22 protein-coding genes are annotated in these 24486 nt (G+C 61.6%); 13 read left to right on the top strand and 9 right to left on the bottom strand.

Features of this window, described 5'->3' with window-relative positions; all coding sequences use genetic code 11:
* Positions 1-162: 162 nt before the first annotated feature.
* Complete coding sequence (locus PPRO_RS05220; protein ID WP_011734996.1) at positions 163-2226, top strand: thioredoxin domain-containing protein; 2064 nt, start codon at positions 163-165, stop codon at positions 2224-2226.
* A 90-nt stretch (positions 2227-2316) separates the two neighbouring features.
* Here PPRO_RS05220 and PPRO_RS05215 read toward each other — a convergent pair whose 3' ends face one another.
* Positions 2317-2565, bottom strand: a complete 249-nt coding sequence (locus tag PPRO_RS05215) for a hypothetical protein (protein WP_011734995.1) — start codon at positions 2563-2565, stop codon at positions 2317-2319.
* 268 nt (positions 2566-2833) lie between these two features.
* Here PPRO_RS05215 and PPRO_RS05210 point away from each other — a divergent pair, with 268 nt between their 5' ends.
* Positions 2834-3916: a class I SAM-dependent methyltransferase gene (locus tag PPRO_RS05210; protein ID WP_011734994.1), complete on the top strand. Its 1083-nt coding sequence runs from the start codon at positions 2834-2836 to the stop codon at positions 3914-3916.
* A gap of 49 nt (positions 3917-3965) precedes the next feature.
* Positions 3966-6578, top strand: a complete 2613-nt coding sequence (mutS, locus tag PPRO_RS05205; protein WP_011734993.1) for a DNA mismatch repair protein MutS — start codon at positions 3966-3968, stop codon at positions 6576-6578.
* 29 nt (positions 6579-6607) lie between these two features.
* Here mutS and PPRO_RS05200 read toward each other — a convergent pair whose 3' ends face one another.
* Entirely contained in the window at positions 6608-6904 is a 297-nt protein-coding gene (locus PPRO_RS05200) for a hypothetical protein (RefSeq protein ID WP_157039943.1), read from the bottom strand.
* Between the two features lie 249 nt (positions 6905-7153).
* Between PPRO_RS05200 and PPRO_RS05195 the strand changes: the two genes are divergently transcribed.
* Entirely contained in the window at positions 7154-8452 is a 1299-nt protein-coding gene (locus PPRO_RS05195) for an N-acetylmuramoyl-L-alanine amidase (RefSeq protein WP_011734991.1), read from the top strand.
* A gap of 45 nt (positions 8453-8497) precedes the next feature.
* Complete coding sequence (locus tag PPRO_RS05190; RefSeq protein ID WP_011734990.1) at positions 8498-9553, top strand: acyl-CoA thioesterase; 1056 nt, start codon at positions 8498-8500, stop codon at positions 9551-9553.
* A 103-nt stretch (positions 9554-9656) separates the two neighbouring features.
* Here the strand turns inward: PPRO_RS05190 and PPRO_RS05185 are convergent, their stop codons facing one another.
* The 3 genes from PPRO_RS05185 to PPRO_RS05175 all read right to left on the bottom strand — a co-directional run bounded on the left by PPRO_RS05185 (position 9657) and on the right by PPRO_RS05175 (position 12585).
* Positions 9657-11447, bottom strand: coding sequence for a GspE/PulE family protein (locus PPRO_RS05185; protein WP_011734989.1), 1791 nt, complete (start codon positions 11445-11447; stop codon positions 9657-9659).
* A gap of 22 nt (positions 11448-11469) precedes the next feature.
* The gene (locus PPRO_RS05180) at positions 11470-11868 is read right to left on the bottom strand and encodes a hypothetical protein (protein ID WP_011734988.1); all 399 of its coding nucleotides are present in this window, start codon (positions 11866-11868) and stop codon (positions 11470-11472) included.
* 225 nt (positions 11869-12093) lie between these two features.
* Positions 12094-12585, bottom strand: a complete 492-nt coding sequence (locus PPRO_RS05175; RefSeq protein ID WP_011734987.1) for a ferritin-like domain-containing protein — start codon at positions 12583-12585, stop codon at positions 12094-12096.
* Positions 12586-12952: 367 nt separating this feature from the next.
* Here PPRO_RS05175 and ettA point away from each other — a divergent pair, with 367 nt between their 5' ends.
* From ettA to PPRO_RS05135, 7 genes are all read left to right on the top strand, one after another.
* Positions 12953-14632, top strand: a complete 1680-nt coding sequence (gene ettA / locus PPRO_RS05165) for an energy-dependent translational throttle protein EttA (protein ID WP_011734986.1) — start codon at positions 12953-12955, stop codon at positions 14630-14632.
* Between the two features lie 137 nt (positions 14633-14769).
* Positions 14770-15096, top strand: coding sequence for a YceK/YidQ family lipoprotein (locus PPRO_RS05160; protein ID WP_011734985.1), 327 nt, complete (start codon positions 14770-14772; stop codon positions 15094-15096).
* A gap of 406 nt (positions 15097-15502) precedes the next feature.
* Positions 15503-15703, top strand: coding sequence for a 4-oxalocrotonate tautomerase DmpI (gene dmpI, locus PPRO_RS05155; protein ID WP_011734984.1), 201 nt, complete (start codon positions 15503-15505; stop codon positions 15701-15703).
* 85 nt (positions 15704-15788) lie between these two features.
* Positions 15789-16178 carry a winged helix-turn-helix transcriptional regulator gene (locus PPRO_RS05150; RefSeq protein ID WP_011734983.1) on the top strand — a complete coding sequence of 130 codons (390 nt, stop codon included), beginning with the start codon at positions 15789-15791 and terminating at the stop codon, positions 16176-16178.
* A 135-nt stretch (positions 16179-16313) separates the two neighbouring features.
* A complete protein-coding gene (locus PPRO_RS05145; RefSeq protein ID WP_011734982.1) occupies positions 16314-16892 on the top strand; it encodes a transglutaminase-like domain-containing protein in 579 nt (192 codons plus the stop codon).
* 179 nt (positions 16893-17071) lie between these two features.
* Complete coding sequence (locus PPRO_RS05140) at positions 17072-17683, top strand: LysE family translocator (protein ID WP_011734981.1); 612 nt, start codon at positions 17072-17074, stop codon at positions 17681-17683.
* A 488-nt stretch (positions 17684-18171) separates the two neighbouring features.
* Positions 18172-19854, top strand: a complete 1683-nt coding sequence (locus PPRO_RS05135; RefSeq protein WP_011734980.1) for a nucleotide sugar dehydrogenase — start codon at positions 18172-18174, stop codon at positions 19852-19854.
* Positions 19855-20048: 194 nt separating this feature from the next.
* Here PPRO_RS05135 and PPRO_RS05130 read toward each other — a convergent pair whose 3' ends face one another.
* From PPRO_RS05130 to PPRO_RS05115, 4 genes are all read right to left on the bottom strand, one after another.
* Positions 20049-20642, bottom strand: a complete 594-nt coding sequence (locus PPRO_RS05130) for a DUF1847 domain-containing protein (protein ID WP_011734979.1) — start codon at positions 20640-20642, stop codon at positions 20049-20051.
* An 83-nt stretch (positions 20643-20725) separates the two neighbouring features.
* Entirely contained in the window at positions 20726-21553 is an 828-nt protein-coding gene (gene larE / locus PPRO_RS05125; RefSeq protein ID WP_011734978.1) for an ATP-dependent sacrificial sulfur transferase LarE, read from the bottom strand.
* A 36-nt stretch (positions 21554-21589) separates the two neighbouring features.
* On the bottom strand, positions 21590-21856 hold the full coding sequence (locus tag PPRO_RS05120; protein WP_269634986.1) for a chromate transporter: 267 nt from the start codon (positions 21854-21856) through the stop codon (positions 21590-21592).
* 77 nt (positions 21857-21933) lie between these two features.
* The gene (locus tag PPRO_RS05115; RefSeq protein WP_041532146.1) at positions 21934-22824 is read right to left on the bottom strand and encodes a metallophosphoesterase; all 891 of its coding nucleotides are present in this window, start codon (positions 22822-22824) and stop codon (positions 21934-21936) included.
* Between the two features lie 259 nt (positions 22825-23083).
* Between PPRO_RS05115 and PPRO_RS05105 the strand changes: the two genes are divergently transcribed.
* On the top strand, positions 23084-24280 hold the full coding sequence (locus PPRO_RS05105) for a pyridoxal phosphate-dependent aminotransferase (protein ID WP_011734975.1): 1197 nt from the start codon (positions 23084-23086) through the stop codon (positions 24278-24280).
* The last annotated feature ends 206 nt before the right edge of the window (positions 24281-24486 follow it).

Genomic DNA, 24486 nt, shown 5'->3' with positions numbered 1-24486 from the left:
AGAACCGCTGCAAGGGCTGTTTTTTACTGACAGGCAGACCCGTTTCTGCAAGAATCGGCGGCAGCGCCAGCCCTGTAAGCGCCACAAGACCCATACCACAGACGCACGAATCCCGCGAGATCTGCCATTACGGCATTTCCGCGGAGACGGAAAGGAAACCCCATGACCAGCCACGACAGCGGCGCCCATGTGGCTAAGCTGATGAATATGGACAAGAGCGCGCTCCCCGCCGATGGCGGCGACCGCTTCAACCGCCTGATCTTCGCCCGCAGCCCCTACCTGCTCCAGCACGCCGAAAACCCCGTAGCCTGGTACGAGTGGGGCGACGAGGCATTCGCGACTGCCAGAAGCGGTAATCTGCCAATCCTGCTCTCCATCGGCTACGCCACCTGCCACTGGTGCCACGTCATGGCCCATGACGGCTTCGAGGACGACCAGGTGGCCGACCTGCTCAACCGCCACTTCGTCTGCATCAAGGTGGACCGGGAGGAGCGCCCCGACATCGACGACTTCTACATGACCGCCTCCCAAGTACTGACCGGCAGCGGCGGCTGGCCGCTGAACATCTTCATGACCCCGGACAGGCGCCCCTTCTTCGCCATGACCTATCTCCCCAGGCAACGGTTCATGGAACTGCTGGCAGGCATCGTCACGCTCTGGCAACAGCATCCCGGCGAGGTGGAAAAGAACTGCAGCGCCATCATGGAGGGGATCGAGCGTCTCTCCCGGGGCAACGACCATGAATGCCCGGTGCTGGCGGAACTGGACTCCCTGGCCTTTGAGCAGCTTTCCGCAATCCACGACCGTACCTGGGGCGGCTTCGGTCCGGCGCCCAAATTCCCACTGCCGCTCTCCCTGGGCTGGCTGGCCGGCCAGGGAATGAACGGCAACCAGGAGGCGTTGGAGATGGCTCAGAAGACCCTGGGCATGATACGGCAGGGGGGAATATGGGATCAACTGGGGGGCGGAGTGCACCGCTATTCCGTGGACGAGCGCTGGCTGGTGCCCCATTTCGAGAAGATGCTCTACGATCAGGCATTGCTTGCCATGGCCTGCCTGGACGTCTGCCTGGCCGGCAATGACCCGGCCTTCCTGACCATGGCCGAGGACATCTTCAGATTCGTGGGACGTGAGCTGACCTCGACCGAGGGCGCCTTCTTCTCGGCCCTGGATGCGGATTCCGGGGGAGAGGAGGGAGCCTACTACCTCTGGACGCGGGACGACATCGAAGAAATCCTGGGCAGGGACGGGGAGTTGTTCTGCCGCTTCTTCGACGTGGGCGAGAAGGGGAACTTCCAGGGGCAGAACATCCTGCACATGCCGGTTGACCTGGAAACCTTCTGCACGGGAGAGGACCCGGAACGGACCGGAGAGATACTGGACGACTGCCGGGAACGGCTGCTGGAATACCGGGAAGAGCGCAGCTATCCCTTGCGGGACGAGAAGATCATCACCTCCTGGAACGGTCTGATGATCGCGGCCCTGGCCAGGGGCGGCGCACTCGGCGGAGAGCAGGAGTACATAGAGAGCGCATCCCGCGCCGCGCGCTTCATCCTGAAAAACCTGCGGCGACAGGATGGCCGGCTGCTGCGCAGCTACCTGGCCGGCCCGTCGTCCACACCGGCCTTTCTGGAGGATTACGCATTCCTCTGCTGTGGTCTGATCGAGCTATTCGAGGCCACCCTGGACAGCTTCTGGCAGGAGCAGGCGCTCCTCTTGGCCGACGAGATGCTGCGCCTCTTCCGCGACCCCGTACGCTGCGTTTTTGTCACGGTCGGCCTGGATGCCGAGCAGATGGCGGGCCAGAGCCCACGGGACAGCGACGGCGTCCTTCCCTCGCCGTTCTCCCGCGCGGCGCACTGCTTCATCCGCCTGGGCTATGCCTGCGACCGCGACGACTTGCTGGACCACGCCCATCTCCTGCTCGGCGCCCCCCTGGATGACGCCGCGGAAAATCCCCTCTCCCACCTGGGGGCTCTGCAGGCGCTGGCCATGCTGGAGCAGGAACCAACCATCATCCACTTCAGGGGACAACGGGACTCACGCAGGATCGCCTCGCTCTTGGCCAGCACCAGGAGTTTCCCCCTCCCCAACCTGGTCATCCGCTTCACGGAAACCGACCACGAGGGAGAGGCGCTGGTCTGCGCCCAGGGGAGTTGCCATGGCCCCTTTCCGGACGAAAGTTCACTGGAGCGGCAGCTCTCCCGGCTCTGTGGGCAGGGGTGAGCGCACCTGTCGAAGCCACCCAGAGTGAAAAAAAAGAGAGCCGCACCCGGATGGGTGCGGCCCTCTCGTCTACAGCTGGTGCGAACGGAATTACTTCGCAGCCGGAGCTGCCGGGGTTGCCGGAGTTGCGGCGGGAGCTGCTTCTTTCTTTGCGGCCGGTTTCTTGGCGGCTTTCTTCTTGGTGGTTTTCTTCTTAGCCGGTGCCTTCACTTCTTTTTTAGCAACGGCAGGAGCAGCGGCTTCAGCGGCAGGAGCAGCAGGAGCTTCGGCGGCGAAAACAACGGCTGAGAAGGACAGGGCTACGAGAGCGGCAACAACGGAGGACAGAACTTTTTTCATGGGTACATCTCCTTTGGAAAATTGGGTGTTACGAGGTTACAGGTAAAGCATATCGGGTGCCAACAAAGACAAAATCCACAACAAGCCGATATCACAAGAGTATTCTATTCCACACCCGACAGAGCGCCTGCACAGGGCACCCCATATCAAACCAGCAATACCGCATATGGGGTATCCGCCAAAAAAATCCTGCCGAAAGTCCGCTCCCCGATCACTACCAACGGCAACAGGTGTTGAAAGCCGCCCCCAGCTACTGCTACAGTGAGGCATGCCAGATGCCGTGCACCGCCATTACGAGACCTACCCCTACCCCCAGTACCCCCTGCTTGCATCCCTGCGCCGGGAGGACAGCTATGCCCTCAACCTGGACGCCCTCTGGGCCAGATTCAACGGAGAGCTCCCTGCGGGCGACGGACGGCGCATGCTGATCGCGGGATGCGGCAGCTTCGCCCCCTACCCCTTCTCCGTCGCCAATCCCCATGCCGAGATCACCGCCCTGGACCTCTCCCGGCGGAGCCTGAACCGCGCCCGCCTGCACTGCCTGCTGCACGGCCGAAGAAACGTCTCCTTCCTGGGCGGCGACCTGCTGGACCCGACCATCGCGCCCGGCCCCTTCCAGCTGATCGATGCCTACGGAGTGCTGCACCACCTGGACGATCCGCTACAGGGATTCAGGGCACTGTCGGCGCGCCTGGCACAAGGGGGCATCCTGAGACTGATGGTCTACAGCCGTTACGCGCGCCGCGAGGAGGAGTCCATCCGGCGCGCATTGCGCCTGCTGGGGGTGCGCGACACCGCCACGCTGAAACGCCTGCTCGCACGCGCCCGCCCCGGTTCGCGCCTGCGCAGCTTCGCCCGGACATCCGTCGAGGCCAGCTTCGAAGCAGGTCTGGCCGACGCCCTGCTGCACCCCTGCGTGCATACCTTCCGCATCCACCACCTGATGGAACTCCTGGAGCAGAGCGATCTCAAGCCGCTGCTCTTCGCCCATCAGGGCGCGCTGGAATCCGTGGCCCAGGAGGTTGAACGACTCCACCGCCTGGAGACACACCGCGACTCGCCCGGCAATTTCGTCCTCTACGCGGGACGGAGGACAGCCTCTCCCTGCACCGACAGGGGCTGCTCCCTGCTGCTCAACCCCTGCCTGGCCGGGGCGGTCTCCCCGCTGCGCCTGGGAACGGTTCAGATACCGGGCCGCCTCGGCCACCCCAATCCCCCCCTGGGAAGGGGCGAGCGGGCCTTCCTGCGTCGCTTCCTCACCCCGGTCAGCCGGGAGTCACTCTCCCCCGAAGAGCGTCGGGCCGCGGATGTTTACACAAAAGCGCTTTTTCTGCTACAGTACCGCGGCTGAAAAACCCGCTCCATATCAGAAACAGCACCAGGAAGGATTGTAACGACCAATGGCAGACCATACCCCCATGATGCGGCAGTACCTGGAGATCAAGTCCGGGTACCCCGATGCAGTCCTCTTCTTCCGCATGGGGGATTTCTACGAGATGTTCCTGGACGACGCCCTGCTGGCGTCGCGCATCCTGGACATCACCCTGACCTCGCGCAACAAGGGGAGCGGCGACGAGATCCCGTTCTGTGGCGTCCCCTACCACTCCGTCACCCCCTACATCACCAAGCTGATCGAGAACGGCCACAAGGTCGCCATCTGCGAACAGGTGGAAGACCCCAAGCAGACCAAGGGGATCGTGCGTCGCGAGGTGGTCAGGGTGATCACCCCCGGCCTGCTGATCGAGACCGAGAACCTCTCCCCGGACGACAACAACTACCTGCTGGCGCTGCATCAGGGAGCTGAGGAGCAGTGGGGGGTGGCCTGGCTGGACCTCTCCACCGGAGAGTTCCGGGTAACCGAACTTGCCGGTCCGGGGTCGGCCCTGGCCGAGGCGGTCTGCATCAATCCGGCCGAGGTGCTGCTGGCCGATGGTGTGCGACTGGAGGAATTCCCCGCCGACCTGAAGGAATACCTGGCTCAGAAGATCGTTTCCCGCGCCCCGGCCTGGGTCTATGAGCGCGACTACACCTCGTCGCTGATCTGCGATCAGTTCGGCGCCGCCTCCCCCGACGTGCTGGGGCTGGAGGGGCTCCCCTCGGGGCTTTTGGCCGCCGGCGCGGCCCTGTACTACCTGCGTGAAAACCGCAAGTCAGCCATCCCCCACATCCGCGACATCCGCGTCTACCAGCGCAGCGAGCATCTTGCCCTGGACCCGGCCACCAGGCGCAACCTGGAGATCACCGCCAGCATGGCCGAGGGGAAGAAGAGCGGCTCCCTGCTGGGCTGCCTGGACCGCACCGTCACCGCCATGGGTGCCCGCCGCCTGAAGCAGTGGCTCGGCTATCCCCTGGTGGGGCTGGAGCCGATCCGCAGCCGCCTGGATGCGGTGGAGGAGCTGCTGGAGGGGGCAACCACCCGCGACGAGCTGGCCGCCCAGATGAAGGGCATCGCCGACCTGGAGCGGCTCAATGGCCGCATCGGCATGGCCTCGGCCTCTGGACGCGACCTGCGCGCCCTGCACGACTCCCTGCAGCGCATCCCCCCCCTGAGGGAGCTCATGGCAACCATGCAGACAGCACTGCTGTGCCAGCTGACCAAAGAGATCGACCCGCTGGAGGACATTCTAGACCTGGTGGGACGGGGCATCGTGGAGAATCCCCCCTTTTCCCTGCGCGAGGGGGGGATCATCGCCCCCGGCTACAACCCGGAGCTGGATGAACTGCGCAGCATCAGCCACGAGGGGAAGGGGTTCATCGCCCGGCTGGAGGCCCAGGAGCGGGCGCGCACCGGCATTTCCTCGCTGAAGATCCGCTTCAACAAGGTCTTCGGCTACTCCATCGAAATCACCAAGAGCAACCTGGCCAGCGTGCCGGCCGACTACATCCGTCGCCAGACCCTGGCCAATGCCGAGCGTTATATCACGGAGGAATTGAAGAACTACGAGGAGAAGGTGCTGGGAGCCGAGGACCGCATCCATGAACTGGAGTACAGCCTGTTCCAGGAGATCCGCGAACGGGTGGCCGGCGAAGGGAGCCGCATCGCCTGCTCGGCCTCTGGCCTGGCCACCCTGGACGTGCTCATATCCCTGGCCGGCGTGGCCGACGAGCGCGGCTACTGCAAGCCTTTAGTTGATGATTCCCAGGTGATCGACATTCATGATGGCCGCCACCCGGTGATCGAGGCCATGAAGCTGGGGGAGCGCTTCGTCCCCAACGACACCCTGCTGGACGGAGGCGAGAGCCAGATTCTGATGATCACCGGCCCCAACATGGCCGGCAAGTCAACCTACATGCGCCAGGTGGCCCTGATCACCCTGATGGCCCAGGCCGGCAGCTTCGTTCCGGCGGCGTCGGCGCGCATCGGCATCGCCGACCGCATCTTCACCCGCGTGGGGGCCGGCGACAACCTGTCCCGGGGTCAGTCCACCTTCATGCTGGAGATGATGGAGGCGGCCGGCATCCTGCGCAATGCCACCCCCAAGAGCCTGATCGTCATGGACGAGATCGGCCGGGGCACCTCCACCTTCGACGGCGTCTCCATCGCCTGGGCCGTGGCCGAATACATCCACGACACCCCCACCTGCCGCTCGCGGACCCTGTTCGCCACCCACTACCACGAACTGACCGAACTGGCGGCCACCCGGGAGCGGATCAGGAACTTCACCGTGGCGGTCAGGGAGTGGAACGACCAGGTCATCTTCCTGCGCACCATCGTCCCCGGCGGCGCCTCCCACTCCTACGGCATCCAGGTGGCCCGTCTGGCCGGCATGCCGGCCGACGTCATCGAGCGCGCCAAAGAGATCCTGCGCAACCTGGAGAACGGTGAATTTGAGGAGGGTGCGCCGCGCATCGCCAAAAGCCGAAGGCAACGCACCCCGGACCCCTCGCCCCAGTTCTCCCTGTTCGAGAGCGACGAGGACCTGCTGCGCACGCGGCTGAAGAAGCTGAACATCGCCACCCTGACCCCGTTGGAGGCGCTCAACCTGCTGGACGAACTGAAGCGCATGGCCTGAGTCGAATCTGCCGCCGACCCGCTCCGGGATCAGTCCAGCATGATATGATCCCCCGGCTCCTTCAGATCATTCAGCTCCGGATAGATCTCGCTCAGATCGTTCAGCAGCCTCTCGAAGTTCTTGATGGCCGCCTTCAGGTCGGCGAACCAGAGCAGCTCCACCGTGTGGCCGCAGTGGGTGCAACTGTCGCAGGCCCGCTCCCCCTGGGGAATGGCCCGGTGGATGGTGTAGTAGCCGCAGGCGGAGCACTTCTGCCGGTGCAGTATGGGCTTGACTTCCCTCTCGATGAACATCTCGTTCTCCTTCCTGTCTGATACGTGTTGCATGCGTTCCGGCTTGGACTATACGCATATCAGCATTTTTTTCCAACTCCCTTTAATCCCTGATCCACGGAAATGCCCGCGGGCATGCTCCGGCCAGTCAGGGGGGCAGGAGAAGCACCAGGCCAACTGACACATCGGATCAACTCCGGTTTTTGCAAAAGATTGAACAAACTGAATATTTCTGCTATGACACTCCCTGGGCCCGTTGGAAACATCCTTCCCGAATGCCCATTTCGGGAGAGGGCAACAATCATGAATCGCTCCGGCGGAATGCCGCTCCGGGAAGAAGCCAGCCATATGAACAGAATCCTGCACATACTCGTCTGCCTGCTGCTGACCTGCCTGCTGCCACTGCATAGCCAGGCCGCCAGGAAGAGCCAGACCGCCTTCACGTCACAGAGTTCCGCCACCCGGCGCCCCCTGGCCGTCCTGAACGACATCAAGCACTGGTCTACCCCCGACTACACCCGCGTTTCAATAGAACTGGACCAGGACGTGGTCTGGGAAGCCCATGAACTGGGCAAGGGGGGCAACGGCAAACAGGGCAGGATCTTCATCGACATCAAACGCAGCAGGCTGGCCATGGGGATCAAAAACATCACCATCGGCGACGGCCTGCTGAAGGGAGTGCGCGTGGCCCAGTACCGGCCAGAGGTGGTGCGGGTGGTGCTGGACACGCAGAATATCAAGAGCTACAAGGTATTTCCCCTCTCCACCCCGGCGCGCCTGGTGATCGATGTGCGCGGCGAACGCCCCACCGAGATTTCCCGCATGGAGCAGACACTCAGCACGCCCCCCGCCCCGACAGCGGAGCCCGGACGCAGCGAAGTGGCGGCGGTAACGAAGCGAACAAAGTCGCCGCGCAAGGTCAGCCACTCCAAGATTCGCCGCATCGTGCTGGATCCCGGCCATGGGGGCCACGACCCGGGAGCCGTGGGAGCGGGCGGCACCCAGGAGAAGGATGTGGTGCTGGCCATCGGACTCAAGCTGCGCGAGCTACTTCGGGAGGAACTGGGGCTGAATGTGGTCATGACCCGCACCAGCGACGTCTTCATCCCCCTGGAGGAGCGCACCGCCATCGCCAACAAGGTCAACGCCGACCTGTTCCTCTCGATCCACGCCAATGCCGCCCCCAACCACGCCGCATCGGGCATCGAAACCTACTACCTGAGCCTCGCCAAGACGGAGAAGGCGGCCCGCCTGGCGGCCAAGGAAAACGGCACAACCCTGGAGAAGGTCAGCGTGCTGCAGGCCATCCTGTTCGACCTGATGGCCAACTACAAGCTGAACGACTCGGCACACCTGGCCAACGACGTGCAGAAGGCGCTGCACAAAAAGATCCACGGACTGCATGCCGACGTCAGGAACCTGGGGGTCAAGCAGGGCCCCTTCTATGTCCTGGTGGGCGCCACCATGCCCAGCATCCTGGTGGAGACCGCCTTTGTCAGCAACGTCGAGGAGGAAGCCCGCCTGAAGGACCCCGCCTACCAGGAAGCTACCGCCGAGGGGATCCTGGAGGGTGTGCGCGCCTACATCTCCAGCCTGAAGTAACCCGCCGCGATCCGGCGTGATGAGACCTCCACGAGGAGCATGAATATGACCGATGACAACAAGCTGAATGGCGACACCGCGCTCAGCCCCCATGACACCCGGTACCTGTTCATCCTGCCGTTTTCCACGGACCCGGTTGTCGCCAGGCGCTTCCTGGCACGGGACAGCAGCATAGTCGGCAACATACGCTTCGGCAAAATCCTGGAGACACTGGACAAGGTGGCAGAGAATACGGCCATGGCCTATGTGCAGAGATTCTACCCCGAGGCGCGGGTGGTTACCGCGGCGGTGGACAACATCGTCCTCAGAAACCCCGCCGACACCAAGCGCGACCTGGTCTTCTCGTCCCAGATAAACCACGTGGGCAGGTCATCCATGGAGGTGGGCATACGGGTCGAGCGCTTGGGAGAGGGGTCGAGCCACCTGGCCAGCTGCTATTTCACCATGGTGGCCCGCTCCGCAGACAGCGGCGAGGCCAGAAGCCTCTCCCTCCCTCCGCTCCAGTACCCGCAGGAGCTTGACAAGAAGCGCTACCAGAAGGCGGAACTGCGTCGTCAGGCGTATCGCGACGGGCTGGCCCAGGCCGAGGAGATGCCCTCCTTGGACGAGTACTTGTTTCTCAAGAAACTGCACAAGGAGCAGGAGGAGGAGGGGTTCAGCGGCATACGCGCCGGCCAGCTGGTGCTGGAGTCCACCTGCCGGGCCTATCCCGAACAGGAGAACGTCCCCAAGACCATCTTCGGTGGCTATCTGATCAGGAAGGCCTACGAACTGGCAGCCCTGGCGGCCGAGATGGTCGCCCCCAACAGGGCGGTGCCGTGCCAGGTAAACCGCATCAACTTCAACCAGCCGGTACTGCTTGGGGACCAGCTGAAATTCACCGCCAGGGTGGTTTACACCGGCAGAACGACCGTTACGGTACAGTCCGATATCGAGCGTTTCAACCGCAACGCCGGCGACAAGTCGCTCTCCAACTCCTGCCTGTTCACCTTCCGCAACGTGGACAGCGATATGCAGCCGCAGCCGGTGCCGTTCATCTATCCGGTCACCTATGCGGAGGATGCGAGACTTCTCAGCGCCTACCGCCAGAGGCTGGACTAGGGTCGCCGGCTCTCCGCCTGCTGACATCGCGAAGATTCTCCACACAAAAAAACCGCCTGATTCCCGGGCGGTTTTTTTGTGCGTCACGCAGGTCGGTGAGCGCTTAACCTGTCATGGCGATGACTTCCTCATAGGTCGTGATCCCTTCCAGCATCTTGCGCACCGCCACCTGGCGCAGGGTTATCAGGCCATCCTCGCCAGCCGCAGCCAGCAGGTCGGCCAGTTCCACGTCGGCGCTGATCAGTCCCTTGATACGGTCGCTCATATCCAGCACCTCGAACAGTCCGGTGCGCCCCTTGTACCCGGTACCGCGGCACTCCTTACACCCCTTGCCCTCCCAGACCGTAAGCCCCTTCTTGCCCAGCCGCAGGTACTCCTGTTCGGCAGAAGTCAGTTCCCGCTCGCTCCTGCAACGAGGGCAGATCCTGCGCACCAGGCGCTGGGCGATGATGCCGATTACCGTGGCCGAGATCAGAAACGACGGCACCCCCAAGTCCAGCAGGCGGATGATGGACGAGACCGAATCGTTGGTGTGCAGGGTCGAGAGCACCAGGTGCCCGGTCAAAGCGGCCTGCACGGCGTTTTCAGCGGTCTCCCGGTCGCGGATTTCGCCGATCATGATCACGTCCGGGTCCTGGCGCAGGATGTTGCGCAGGATGGTATCGAACCCCACGCCGATGGCATGCTGAACGCCGATCTGGTTGAACTCCTCCATTACCATCTCGATCGGGTCCTCTACCGTAACGATATTGACCTCGGGCGAGGAGAGCTTCCTCAGGGTGGAGTAGAGCGTGGTGGTCTTGCCGCTGCCGGTGGGGCCGGTTACCAGAATAATGCCGTTGGGGCGGTTGATGAAGGAGTTGTACAGCGTCAGCTCACGGGGATTAAAGCCCATGCTGTCCAGGTCCTGCAGCAGGATATCCGGATCGAAGATCCTTATGACCACCTTTTCCCCAAAGGCCACCGGTACGGTGGAGACGCGCAGTTCCATCTCCTTGGCGTTGACGCTGGTCTTGATGCGGCCATCCTGGGGACGGCGCTTCTCGGCCAGGTCCATGCGGGAGAGAAGCTTGATGCGCGACACCATCGGGGCGTGCAGCTGCTTGGGAATGCTGTGGATGTTATGCATGACCCCGTCCAGCCGGAAGCGCACCAACGACTTCTCGCGCTTGGGCTCGATATGGATATCGCTGGCACGCTGGTCAAAGGCGTACTGCAGCAGGAATTCCACCGCTGCCACCACATGTTTGTCGTTACTCTCGATCTCCCCCTGCCCCTTAAGCCTGACAAACTGCTCCAGGTTGCCCAGGTCAACACCGTTTGCCGCCTCGGCCTCGGCAGCCACCACCGAGGCGCGAAAACCGTAAAACTCCCGCAGGATCTTGAGGATATCGCTCTTGGAACTGAGCACCCGCCGGATCGCCAATCTCCGCGCGGCAGCCAGTTCATCCACCAGATGCAGGTTGAAAGGGTTGGCCACGGCGACCGTGATGGCCCCCGGTTCCTCGGCAACGGTAACGATCAGGTGTTTGAGGGCGAAGGGACGCGGGATGTGGGCGGTTACGACGTCCAGGTTGAGTTTGAGCGGGTCGATCTTCAGGTAGGGGATGCCCAGCTTGTCGGCCACCACCTCGGTGATGACATCCTCGGTCAGCCAGGAGCCAGGGGCGTCGCAGATTTCCAGATTGAACGAGGCGATCAGCTCGGCGGGAGAAACCAGCTCCGCCACGGGATGGCCGCGGCGCAGGGCGCCAGGGTGGTGCAAGGAAACCAGTCGCGTTTGCTGGGCTTTTTCCCGCGCCAGGAGGTCCTTCACCTGCGCGGCCGAGAGGAGGCCGCGCTGCTTCAAGAGGTGGGCGATGTTTTCTACGGTGAGTTCTCTGGTTTCGGACATGGTTCCTTCGGCAGGACCGGCGCTACTTCACGGCACGCTTGGCGGCATTGGCCTTCTGCGACTCGATGCGCTTGGCGACCTCTTCGATCACCTGTTCGGGGGTGTAGTTCGTGGTTTCGGGAAGCTGCCCAATGCTGGCATGCTCCTGATGGATGTCCCCACGGGAAACGGAAGGGACTGAACGCGCGGGCAGTGCCTGGGCAGCGGCCATGGTCATGACGAGGCTCCTCATCAAACGGAACGCCAGCAGGAAAGCCAGCCCCAGCGGGACGATATCCTCCCGCCAGTAGTCTGTGCTCCCCTGGGATATCATCATGCCGCCCAGAAGGCCGCCGCAGGCGATCATAAGGCCAAGGGCATTCCCGATCACCCTGTATTCGATATCAGCCGGAACCTTTATCTCCACCGCTGCGTTAGCCATTTCCCGTCCCCATATCTCTGTCGTTGGATCTGTCCAGGCGGACCGTCTGACTTAACGCATCGGCAGTTTCAGGAGGTTACTTCAGGCTTTTCAGCCGCGACGGGATGCATGGCTGCCTCCGCCATATGCTGTAAAACAGCGTAACCACAAACAGCTCTGCCCATTCGGTGGCACACGGAATGGGCAGTCACATGGGTGAATCGGCTCGGGCTGGCCGGAAGACACCTACTCCCTCACGTAGGTGTCCATGTCGCACTCGTGAACCATTCCCATGATGCGGGCATACTCCGACTCGATCAGCAGGTAGTGGTTGTTGGTCTCCTGGGCGTTGCTCTCGTAGACATCCCGCGCCTCGGGGTCGTCGATCGTGGAAGCGATCTGCAGCAGCGACTCCTCCAGGCTCCTCTCCCGCTCCAGGGCCAGTTCCATGGCCCGCTGCTCGCAGAAATCGCTCTCGATCAGTTCGGTGAGAGACGAGAGCCAGAGGGAAGCGTTCTCGGGGACGGTATCCAGAAACTGGTCCAGAGAGGGAATGTCATCTCCCCGGTAGATGCTGTAAAAGTGCGCCGCATGCTCGCGCTCTTCGCTGGCCAGGAGCAGAAACAGGGCACGGGCTGCCTCGTCCTGTATCTTCTCCGCCCCCAGCAGATAAAAGTACATGGCATTTCGTTCCGTATAGATGGAGCGTCTGATAGCCTCCTGAACATCAATCCCCATCGGGTATTCTCCTTGTGCTCATGAAAGGTAAACCAGCATCCGCGATACGCCCAGGACAGCTCCCGCCTGGAATGCTTTCGCCCGGTTGTCCCGGACAACGCCAACGCCCCGGCGAGGGCTGACCTCCTGGGCCGGGGTAAACTCAAGGGCGATGATCGAAGCCGGCGAAGGATACGCCACCCACACATAAAACACCGTATTCGGGGTGACAAAAGTCATGGGCGCTTCGCGTCCGGATACGAACAAATAGTACCTTTTTTACCAGCAGTGTCAAGGAGATGCTGCTGCCAGGCCGCGCCAAAGCGGTTGACAGGCTTTGCTCCGGACGTGTACAAGAATGGCATCATTCATACGAGGAGGCGCCAGCGTGGCAATCGAACCAAATAAAGTTATCTATTCCATGATGCGGGTCAGCAAGTTCTATGACAAGAAACCGGTCATCAAGGATATATCGCTCTCCTACTTTTACGGCGCGAAGATCGGCGTCCTGGGGCTGAACGGGTCGGGCAAGAGTTCTCTGCTTAAGATCATGGCCGGCGTGGACAAGGAGTTCAACGGCCAGGCCGTTCTCTCCCCCGGCTACACGGTGGGCTATCTGGAGCAGGAACCGCTTCTGGACGAGGACAAAAGCGTGCGCCAGGTGGTCGAGGAAGGTGTACAGGAAACGGTGGATCTGCTGGCGGAATTCAACGCTATCACCGACAAGTTTTCCGAACCTGACGCCGACTTTGAAAAGCTGTGCGAGCGCCAGGCCGAGCTACAGGAGAAGCTGGACCACCTGGACGCCTGGGACCTGGACAGCCGCCTGGAGATGGCCATGGACGCCCTGCGCTGCCCGCCGGGCGACACGCAGGTCAAGGTGCTCTCCGGCGGGGAAAAGCGCCGCGTGGCACTCTGCCGCCTGCTGCTGAAGAAACCGGACATCCTGCTTTTGGACGAACCGACCAACCACCTGGACGCCGAAACCGTGGCCTGGCTGGAGCACCACCTGCACAGCTACCCCGGCACGGTCATCGCCGTCACCCATGACCGCTACTTCCTGGACAACGTTGCCGGCTGGATTCTGGAACTGGACCGGGGCGAGGGGATTCCCTGGAAAGGAAATTACTCATCCTGGCTGGAGCAGAAGCAGAACCGACTGGCCCAGGAGGAAAAAAATGCCAGCGAGCGCCAGAAGACCCTGCAGCGGGAGCTGGAGTGGATCAGGATGTCTCCCAAGGGGCGCCACGCCAAGGGCAAGGCGCGTATCAGCTCCTACGAGCAGCTGCTCACCCAGGAGAGCGAGAAGCAGGCCAAGGATCTGGAGATCTACATCCCGCCCGGACCGCGCCTGGGTGGAGTGGTCGTGGAGTTCAACGGCGTTTCCAAGGGGTATGGCGATCGCCTGCTGTACGAGAACCTGACCTTCAACCTGCCGCCGGGCGGCATCGTCGGCGTCATCGGCGCCAACGGCGCCGGCAAGACCACCCTCTTCCGCCTGATCACCAGCCAGGAACAGTGCGATTCCGGCAGCATCCGCATCGGCGAGACGGTCAAGCTGGGCTACATGGACCAGTCCAGGGACGCGCTCAAGCCGGACCAGACCATCTGGGAAGCCATCTCCGGCGGCGACGAGCAGATCCAGCTGGGCAAGATTTCGGTTAACTCCCGTGGCTACGTTTCGCGCTTCAACTTCTCCGGGTCGGATCAGCAGAAGAAACTGGGCATGCTCTCCGGAGGCGAGCGGAACCGGGTGCACATGGCCCGCATGCTGAAAGAGGGGGCCAACCTTCTCCTCCTGGACGAGCCGACCAACGACCTGGACGTGAACACCATGCGCGCCCTGGAGGAGGCGCTGGAGAACTTCGCCGGCTGCGCCGTGGTCATCAGCCACGACCGCTGGTTCCTGGACCGCATCGCCACCCACATCCTGGCCTTTGAGGGGGATTCCAGCGTGGTCTTCTTCGACGGCAACTACTCGGAGTACGAGGAGGACAGGAAGAGAAGGCTTGGCGCGGCAGCCGACCAGCCGCACCGCATCAAGTACCGCCAGTTGACCAGGGCCTGACGGCTCCGGACATGCCCTAAGCAGAGCGCCCCGGTTCCCACAGGAGCCGGGGCGCTGATGTTTTACCCCTCCCCATCCCGTATGGGACAGGGGAATTCTACGGTGCCCCCGGAACACCGGAAAAGGAACCACAACATATGCGCTGGGTATTCACCGTTATTGCAGCGATGTTACTGACCTCTGGCTGCGCCACACTCACCGAAACCTTTGAGGAAAGATTCCACTGCGGCAGCACCCGCGTGTATTGCGGTACACGCGTGGATGCGGTAATGATCTCCATGGCCACGGACAAATCCGCCGGTGTACTCCGTGCCTTCTGGCCACTCGCGATTATGGATCTTCCCTTGAGCCTGGTTGCCGACACGCTTCTCCTGCCCTATACGGCATATCTGGATTCAAAGGCCGGGGAATCGAGACCTGTCGGGCAGCGACATGCCGAAGAGACTTCTAAAAATACGCCTTGAGATCAGGCGAACCGAGATTTCGGAAGCCGAGCGGTATCTATATTCGGCTTATCACTTCCCCCCAAGGGAGTAGGTGGTCGCGGGCCGGATGAGGCGGTAGTCGCATCCCACATATGCACATTTACCCCTCACACGTTTCCAAACTGACGTCCGGTTCCGCCATGACGCCAAAACGCCCATGGCATAAAGCCCCTCTCAATCATTAGAAAAATTGACCAGGCTTCCCATCCCGTATAGATTGGCAAAGTTTTACAGCAATGGGGCGGGTGGTGCCGCCGAAACAGCTCCCATTTTGTAAACTGTCCCCGGAATCCCCCCAAGGTAAACACAAAAAGCCCTTGCTACGCTTTTAACAGCATGCTACAAAATCGATAGCGCGCTATAAAAAACCAGCAAGGAGATTTTCATGCCAGTTATCACCATTGATATGCACAGCACGGATACGGAAACCAAAAAGGCGTTAATCAAAAACGTGACAAAGACCGCCGCGGAGACCACGAATATTCCCGCTGAAAAGTTCACTATTTTAATTAATGAACTCGACAGCGTCAACATCGGGGTTGGAGGTCTGACTCTCGCCGAAATCAAGGCCGCGCAAGCTCGTTAACTCACTCCAGGCACTGATTCCACTTGTCCGCGGCAACAGAATCAGTGCCTGATTATTCGCAACGAAAAGGAGATGATCGTTTCCGATGTCCATTCCAAGTCCCGGAAAAAAAGTACGCGGTTCTCTTTCCGGTTCGCCGATCAACGCCCTGTTCGACCTTTTGGGCCGCCGCTGGGCACTCGGCGTTCTGTGGAACCTGGAAGAAGGTCCATGCACTTTCCGCACTTTACAGGAACGTTGCGGCGACATTTCCCCCTCCATCCTCAATAGCCGCATCAAGGATTTGCGTGAAGCCGATCTGGTGGAAAAATCCCTTGATGGCTACGTGCTGACTCCGCGAGGCAAGGAACTGCGCGCCATCATTTTGCCGTTAGGAAAATGGTCTGCGGTATGGTCAAAAGAGATCTTTGACTACATTAGGCCATGTATGCTCGAAAAGTTGGAACACATCGATCCCTCGGATTCGGTCGGATAGGAATTTGCTTTTTCATAGGAGTGGCAACCAGCGGTGCCTGGCATTGAAGAATTGAAGTTGAACAAACAACAACCACAAAAAAAGCATCCATATCGACCATGACGGGCCCGAGGGGACCGGGAAGGGCGCGGCTGAATGAACAGATACCTGGAAACAAGCACCTACATCGACTTCGACGACCCCGGGGTGGCCGGGAAGGCAGCTGAACTGGCACGCAGCGCCGGGAACGAGGAAGAACTGGTCCGGAGCTGCTTCCTGTTCGTCCGGGACGAGATCCGGCACAGCTGGGACTTCCAGCTGAATCCGGTGACCTGCAAGGCCTCGCACGTGCTGCGCCACGCCACCGGGTACTGCTACGCCAAGAGCCACCTGCTGGCAGCATTGCTGAGGGCAAACGGCATTCCCACCGGGCTCTGCTACCAGCGACTCTCCGTGAACGATGGCGGCCCGCCCTACTGCCTGCATGGGCTGAACGCGGTGTTCCTGCATAACCACGGCTGGTACCGCATCGATGCACGGGGGAACAGACCGGGGATATGCGCCGAATTTCACCCACCCCGGGAAGCGCTGGCGTTTTCCATACGGGAGCGAGAGGAACGGGACCTGCCGGAGATCTGGCCGGAGCCGCTGCCCGAGGTCATAGGCGTGCTGGAAAGATACCGGGACGTAGCTCTCGTCTTCCATAACCTGCCCGACATCCCCCTGCTGGGGTAACCATCATTCACGGGGAATCGTCCTACTACCGCGTAACATCTAAAACCACCCCCCCTCAGTCCCCCCTTGTCAGGGGGGAAGCCTTTAAGTCTCCCCTGATAAGGGGAGGTTTGGAGGGGTTTGGTGCGAAAAAATAAGCGTTACAAGGTACTATCCCCCTCATCAACCGGAGGCCGCCCATGATCAGCGTGCAGTTTCTGCTCACCTCCCTCGTCGTGGTACTCATCCCGGGTACCGGCGTCATCTACACCGTTTCCACCGGCATCACCCGGGGACGAAGAGCCGCTCTGTACGCCTCCCTCGGCTGCACCGCCGGGATCGTCCCCCACCTGCTGGCAACCATCCTCGGCCTGACAGCCCTCATGCATACCAGCGCCCTGGCCTTCCAGACCCTCAGGTACGCCGGGGTCGCCTATCTCTTGTACATCGCCTGGGCCACCTGGAAGGACCGGTCGGCATTCGCCCTGGACGACGCCCCGCGACAAAACTCCGCCCTATCCCTGGTGTTCAGGGGAGTGCTGCTGAACATCCTCAACCCCAAGCTGACGATCTTCTTCCTCGCCTTCCTCCCCCAGTTCGTCACCCCCGTCGCCAGCCCCCTGCCCCAGCTGCTGCTCCTGAGCGGCGTGTTCATGGCCATGACCTTCGCGGTGTTCGTGGTCTATGGGCTCCTCGCCCATCAGTTCCGCGGGGTGGTGATCGAGTCGGCACGGGTCCAGGCCTGGCTGCGCCGGAGCTTTGCCGCCGCCTTCGCCGGCCTGGGACTCCACCTGGCTTTTTCCGAGAGATAAGGGACGCAGCATAGGTGAATCCCCCGCATCACCCCCAGGCAACCCCTCTCCTAGTATCCTTCCTTCATGGCGCGAATCGCATGAGTCATTGCGACAGAAATCCCACTACCACACCACGCAGCGGGTCGTAAAAGTAAACACGTACGGGCGCACCGTGCCGGTCATGACGACCGGTTTATAAAAGTCGCCCCCTGTTCGTCCTGCCCGGCACCGGGAAAAACGTCCTGACGCTCTCCACAAAAAACGGGCTGACCGTCTTGCGGAAACACGAGCGGAGCGGCAGGCAGGTGGGCGATACACGCATGTCGAACGAATGGAGGAGCCACAGACAGGGACACTTTTCCCCCAAGGCGTGGCCCAAAGGCGAGGAAGTGGTAGTCTTGTATAAAATCCCCGCGCCCCGAATCGGGTCCGTTCATTTTTGGAAATGTGGCTGCGGATTTTTCATGTTTTCGTATGTGCCAACTTTTTCCAGGGAGGTATCCAGGATGACAAAAAATGCGACTTCCGACGCACCAAAAACAACAGTAGAGTATTCAGTCAGCCCGGCAGGAGAAAAATTCGCCATACCACGCAAGGAGGAATATGCAGAGGAGTTCCAACGCGTCGAAAAACTCGTTGTCAAGGCGCGGGCGGAAGGCAAGGAAATCGTGGTGGTAATGGGGGTGGGATTCGTGGGCGCGGTCATGGCCGCCATTATTGCCGACACCAAAAGCAAGGGGGGGCACCCGTCCAAATTCGTCATCGGGTGCCAGAGGCCCAGTACCCGAAGCTTCTGGAAAATCCCGCTGATCAACCGGGGCGAACCTCCCGTCAAGGCGGAAGACCCCGAAGTCGAGGAGATCATCAAGCGCTGCGTACTGGAGAAGAAGACCCTTGTCGCCACCTACTCCTGCGACTGCATCAAGCTGGCGGATTGCGTCGTGGTAGACGTCCAGTGCGATTACAGCAAGAAAAGCCTCGGCAACATGCGTGCCGGAGAAGCGGACATGGCTGCCCTGGAAACGACCATGCGCACCATCGGCATGCGCATCCAACCCTCCTGCCTGGTGCTGATCGAGACGACGGTTGCGCCGGGCACTACCGAGTTCGTTGCCTGGCCGATCCTCAAGAAGGCGTTTGCCGCGCGCGGCATCGATTCCGTACCACTCCTCGCCCACAGTTTCGAAAGGGTCATGCCCGGCAGGCACTATGTCTCAAGTATCCGTGACTTCTGGCGGGTCTGCTCCGGCTGCAACGCCGAAGCGAAAAAGAGGGTGGTGAAGTTTCTCAAGGAGGTGCTGAATACCAAGGAGTATCCGCTGACGGTCATGGACCGGCCCATCGAGTCGGAAACGACCAAGATTGTCGAAAACTCCTACCGGGCGACGATCCTGGCCTACTTGAACGAATGGAGCCTGTTCGCCGAAAGAAACGGGGTGGATCTGACAAAAGTGATCGACGCCATCAAGATGCGCCCCACCCACAGCAACATGATATTCCCCGGCCCCGGGATCGGCGGCTATTGCCTGCCCAAGGACGGAGGCCTCGGCTACTGGTCCTACCGTCACATCTTGGGCTTCGAGGATGGGGAGAGCATTTTCAAGATCACTCCCCTGGCAATCGATATCAACGACACACGGGCGCTGCATGTGGCGCAACTCACCCGGGATGCGCTGCGCAACATGGGACGGTACATTGCCGGCGCGGACGTCCTGATATGCGGGGCAAGTTACCGCCAGGACGTGGGCGACACCCGGTACAGCGGCAGCGAAATGGTTGTCCGCAAACTGACCGAGATGGGCGCGGAGATGCGCGTGCACGACCCCTACGTGGACCACTGGCATGAACTGGAGAACCAGGACGACTATCCCGCACCCGGGCAATCCTGGAAGCGCTTCTTCCGCAACCAGGACGGTTTGCAGAACATACGGGTCCAAAGCGACCTTGCCGAAGCGCTCAAGGGTGTCGAAGCGGTTGTCTTCGCCGTTCCCCATTCCCCGTACCTGAAGCTGGAGCCGGAAGAGATAATCGACTGGACCGGCAAGCCGCTGGCGGTGATCGACTGTTTCGGAATACTCTCCGACAAGACTATCCGCCGTTATTTCGAGCTGGGCTGCGAGGTTAAGGCCCTGGGCCGCGGGCATATCCAGCGCATCAAGGAAGAGGTACGCAAGGGAAGACGCGATTAACCACTGCCCATCAGGAAACCCCGGTTCATGTGACCAGATGCTCCAACAGCAGGGGAGTGGCTTTGCTGCTGGCAAGCCGACGCTGTTTTCAGCGTTAGGGAACCAACGGCATTGAATGTTTCAACATGCCCCCGTGCGAGCTCGGCACACCAAAAAGAGAACTGAACTGTGCCACCGCTATTCAGGCCTTGGCGCTACACCTGCCCCGTCGGGTTGATCCCCAGCCGTCTGCGCCAGTAGCGCGAGTAGACCGCGCCCAGCGGGTTGTGGGAGAGCAGGCGGTCCTTCACCACCAGGCAGGACACCGGGACAGTGGAGGCGGCGTTGAACAGCATGTCGTGCCCCACGCAGAGGCCGATGGTGAAGTTAAGCTCCGTACCCGCATCGGCCAGCATGGCGGCCTGGGCCTTGGGATTGCACATGGCTTCCCGCGTTCCCGGCTTGATCTGCTCCAGACCGAGCTTGTCCTTTCCAGTGCCGCACACCTTGCAGCAGACGGAATGCACCGTGAAGGACTTCTCAAAGTACGCCGAGATCAGCCTGGCCTCCTCTGCCAGCCCGATGCAGAACGCCAGGCCGATGGTTTGTGCCCCCAACTGCCTGGCACATTCTGCGCTCTCCTCCAGACGGCACATTTTCATGTAGTGCCTGGCCTCCACCGAGCCGGCAACTTCCATGATCCGCCGATCACCATCGTCATAAAGACCAAGCGACTGATCATCCGAAAGCCCCGCACAGTTGCGCCCCTCGGTGTAACAGGCGTAGTCCCTGCAATTCGCACAGTTCATGATTTCATGTACTCCTCATGCTCACATTCGTTCAATTTCGCGTCCGTCGGGCAAGCTGCCCATTCCGGCACGCACCGGTTTCGTTATCCGGACGGCGCCGTCTCGTTCATGGAGCCGCTGCGGTACCCCAGCAGGTCCACCGCCACATAGCTAAAGCCCGCCTCTTTCACGCAACGGATCACCTTCTCCCGCAAAGGCCCGGTGGCGGCGGCGTACTCGGCCTCCCCCAGTTCCAGGCGGGCCACGTCGCCGTGATAGCGGACGCGCAGGGTGCGGAAGCCCAGTTCATACAATGCGTCCTCGGCCTGCCCGACCTTGCCGACCCGTTCAGGGGTGATGGCGGTGCCATAGGGGAAGCGGCTGGAGAGACAGGCAAAGGCCGGCTTGTTCCAGGTGGGCAGCTTCAGGGCCTGGGAGAGCCTTCTGATGTCGTCCTTGGTCAGCCCCGCCTCCTCCAGCGGGCTGCGCACCCCCAGTTCCTGGGCGGCCCGGCGGCCGGGACGGTGGTCATTCAGGTCGTCCAGATTGGAGCCGTCCAGCAGGTGGGGCAGCCCCTCCTGTTCGGCAATCTCCCGCAGCTTGCCGAACAGTTCCCGCTTGCAGTAGTAGCAGCGGTCACGGGGGTTGTCCTGAAACTCCGGGATATCCAGCTCCTCGGAGGCGATCTCGCGGTGACGACCACCGATCAGGGAGGCTAACTCCCGCGCCTCCAGCAGCTCCCGCTGGGGATAGGTTGCCGAGCTGGCCGTGATTGCCAGGGCATTGCCCCCCAGCACGTCAACCGCAACGGCGAACAGGAAGGTGGAATCGACGCCACCCGAGAAAGCGATCACGCCCCCCCCCATCCCGGCAATAATGTCCCTCAGGCGCTGGTACTTGTCGCTGAGTGTCATATGTTCCATATCGTTCATCCCCACCTCTCTTCCTTGTTGCATGGCATGCCCGGACTAGCGATACAGCACCCCGCCCAGCACCACGGCCCCGAAGATGACAAACGCCGGATTGATCTCGGTCATGGTCAGCACCAGAAACGACACCAGCACAAAGAGCAGCTTGTCCCACCCCATGGTCAATGCCCCGGTCAGGCCGAACTTATTCACGCCGAAGACGGTGTAGGCCATGTCGTAGGCGGTCCAGAGCAGCAGCCCCACAACCACCGGCCGGACAGCCTTGAGCATGGACTGGATCATCAGGCTGTCCTTGAAATGTTCCAGAGCAGCATCAACAAAACTTCATCGCGGGAAGTGGCGAACGGACGGGGACACGCAACGTCCCTGACCATGCCACGGAATCAGAACAGCAAATTCGTGGCAGCATAGCCGATCAGCTTTTCCGATGCAATATCCCAAGCCTGCACCCCACCGGGACGCCCGGGCAATGCGTGATCCACATCAACCAACGTCAACAGGTTCCCGTACACGGCACCGGTGTCGATGAAGAGCCGGTTGGCGACCCAGGAGGCCAATTTTAGCTGGCTGTGCCCATGCACCGCAAAGAGGGCACCCTCCAGGGGCGGCAACAGTTGTTTTTTCCGCTGGGAAGAGATGGTTTCATCAACGCTAACTGCCAGGGTGTGGCGTCCCCACAGGGTGGGGCTTGAGTGCAGTGCCCCCAGGGAAACCGGCATGTTCCTGAGTCCCACCACATCGGGGAGCAGCAGCGGGTCGGTCTCGGCATGGCAGACCATCACCCGCCTGCCGTCCCTGCGCTCAACGATCCAGTAGAGCGGAACGCGCTCCAAGATGCGCCGGCGCCATGCGCTCCTCTCTTCCCGCGACGTCTCCTCGATCCACTCCCCTCCATTGGCCATCCAGCCCGCATACATGCTGTTCCTGGTTTTGGACAGGGAACCGTCATCGTCGACACTGTTCAGCAGCATCAGTTCATGGTTCCCCAGCACCGAATCGACCCAGGGCTGGCGTAAAAGTTCCAGACAGGCGGCCGAATTCCTGCCACGGTCATGCATGTCACCCGTGAACAGGACCCGATCCAGCGCAGGATTGAACGACAAAGCCTTGAGCGCCAGCATCAGAGAGCCGTATTCACCGTGCAGGTCCCCAACCAGATACAGGTGCCCCCTCCGTTCGCTCAGCGGGAGGTAGCGCAGCAGGTCGACCTGCCCCCCCGATGAGCGGGAACCGATGCGCCCCGCAATGGCCTGCAGTGCAGACACCAGGTTCACGGCGCATACTCCGGGGACTGGTGCGCAGAGCACTCCACGGCCGGCTCCCTCTGCGCGCCGCGGCAGGGGTCCGCAAGGCCAGGATTCATTGCGGCCGGAGAGAAGCCTGGCACCTGAAAGGTCTGCTGCCACCGTGCCTTGCACCCCGCAGCAGGCTGCAGGCCAGGGGGATGGAGGGGATTTTCCATTGAGTTCTCCCGGTTTCGGTGTGTATAGTGTCGGGCATCATACCAGAATACATGCCTCGGAGGGAACAGCCATGGCCATTGCCACCAAGATCGCCAGCCACATCTCAAAATCTTCCTGGATCCGCAGGATGTTCGAGGAGGGAGAGCGCCTGCGTCGGGAGTTCGGCGACGAGAGCGTCTACGACTTCACCCTGGGCAATCCGGATGTGGAGCCTCCCCAGGCATTCCAGGAGGAACTGCTGGCACTGGCTCGGAATCCGCTGCCCGGCATGCACCGTTACATGAACAACGCCGGCTACCCCGAGACCCGGGCCGCCGTTGCCGCCAAACTAGCCAGGGACTCGGGCATCGACCTGACCGCCGAGCACGTGATCATGACCTGCGGCGCTGGCGGGGCGCTGAACGTGGTGCTCAAGACCATCCTCAACCCGGGCGAGGAGGTGATCATCCTGGCCCCCTATTTCGTGGAGTACAAATTCTACATCGACAACCACGGCGGCGTACCGGTGCCGGTCTGGACCGATCACCAGACGTTCCAGCTGGACATCGAAGCCATAGAACAGGCCATAACCCTCAAGACCCGCGCCATCCTGATCTGCTCCCCCAACAACCCCACCGGCGTGATCTACCCCGCCGAGAGCCTGGCCAGGCTGGGAGAGGTGGTGAAGAAGGTGCACAAGCGCAACGGCCACCTGATCTACGTCATCTCCGACGAGCCCTACGCGCGCATCGCCTATGACGGCAAGCAGGTACCCAACATCTTCCCGCTGATCGAGAGTTCCGTCATCGTCACCTCCCACAGCAAGGACCTGGCCCTGCCGGGAGAGCGCATCGGCTACCTGGCGGCCAACCCGCGTATGGACACGGTCATGCAGTTCATGGCCGGGGCGGTGTTCAGCAACCGCGTGCTCGGCTTCGTCAACGCGCCGGCGCTGATGCAGCGGCTGGTGACCAATCTGCAGGACGAGTCGGTGGACATCGCCGCCTACCAGGACAAACGGGACCTGCTGGTACGGGAGCTGACCGCCCTGGGGTTCAAGATGGTCATACCGGACGGCGCCTTCTACCTCTTCCCCCAATCCCCCCTGGCCGACGACGTGGCCTTCGTCAAGCTGGCCCAGAAGCACCATATCCTGCTGGTTCCGGGGGCCGGTTTCGGCGCGCCCGGATTCTTCAGGATCGCCTACTGCGTGGACCGGGCGGTCATCGAGCGGAGCCTGCCGGCATGGGCCGGGCTGGCACAGGAGGCCGGGCTGAAAGCGCAGTAAAACGTGTCTGTTCGTCCGGGGCGGCGCGCGTCGTTCGCCGCCCCGGACGCCGCTATCCCGCAGCCCTGTCTCCCTCCCGGCACCACCATCGGCACCTGTTCCCTCATCTGTTCCACAACATTCTTCAGCCAGGCCGTTCTTCTCCTGCGCACGGCTCCCTGTCCCGTCATGCGTGACATCGCACACCCACCCTGCAACACCTGTTG

Source organism: Pelobacter propionicus DSM 2379 (genome assembly GCF_000015045.1).
Taxonomy (GTDB): domain Bacteria; phylum Desulfobacterota; class Desulfuromonadia; order Geobacterales; family Pseudopelobacteraceae; genus Pseudopelobacter; species Pseudopelobacter propionicus.
The sequence above is the reverse complement of the archived record's forward strand: the minus strand, read 5'-3'. Positions and strand labels throughout refer to the sequence as shown.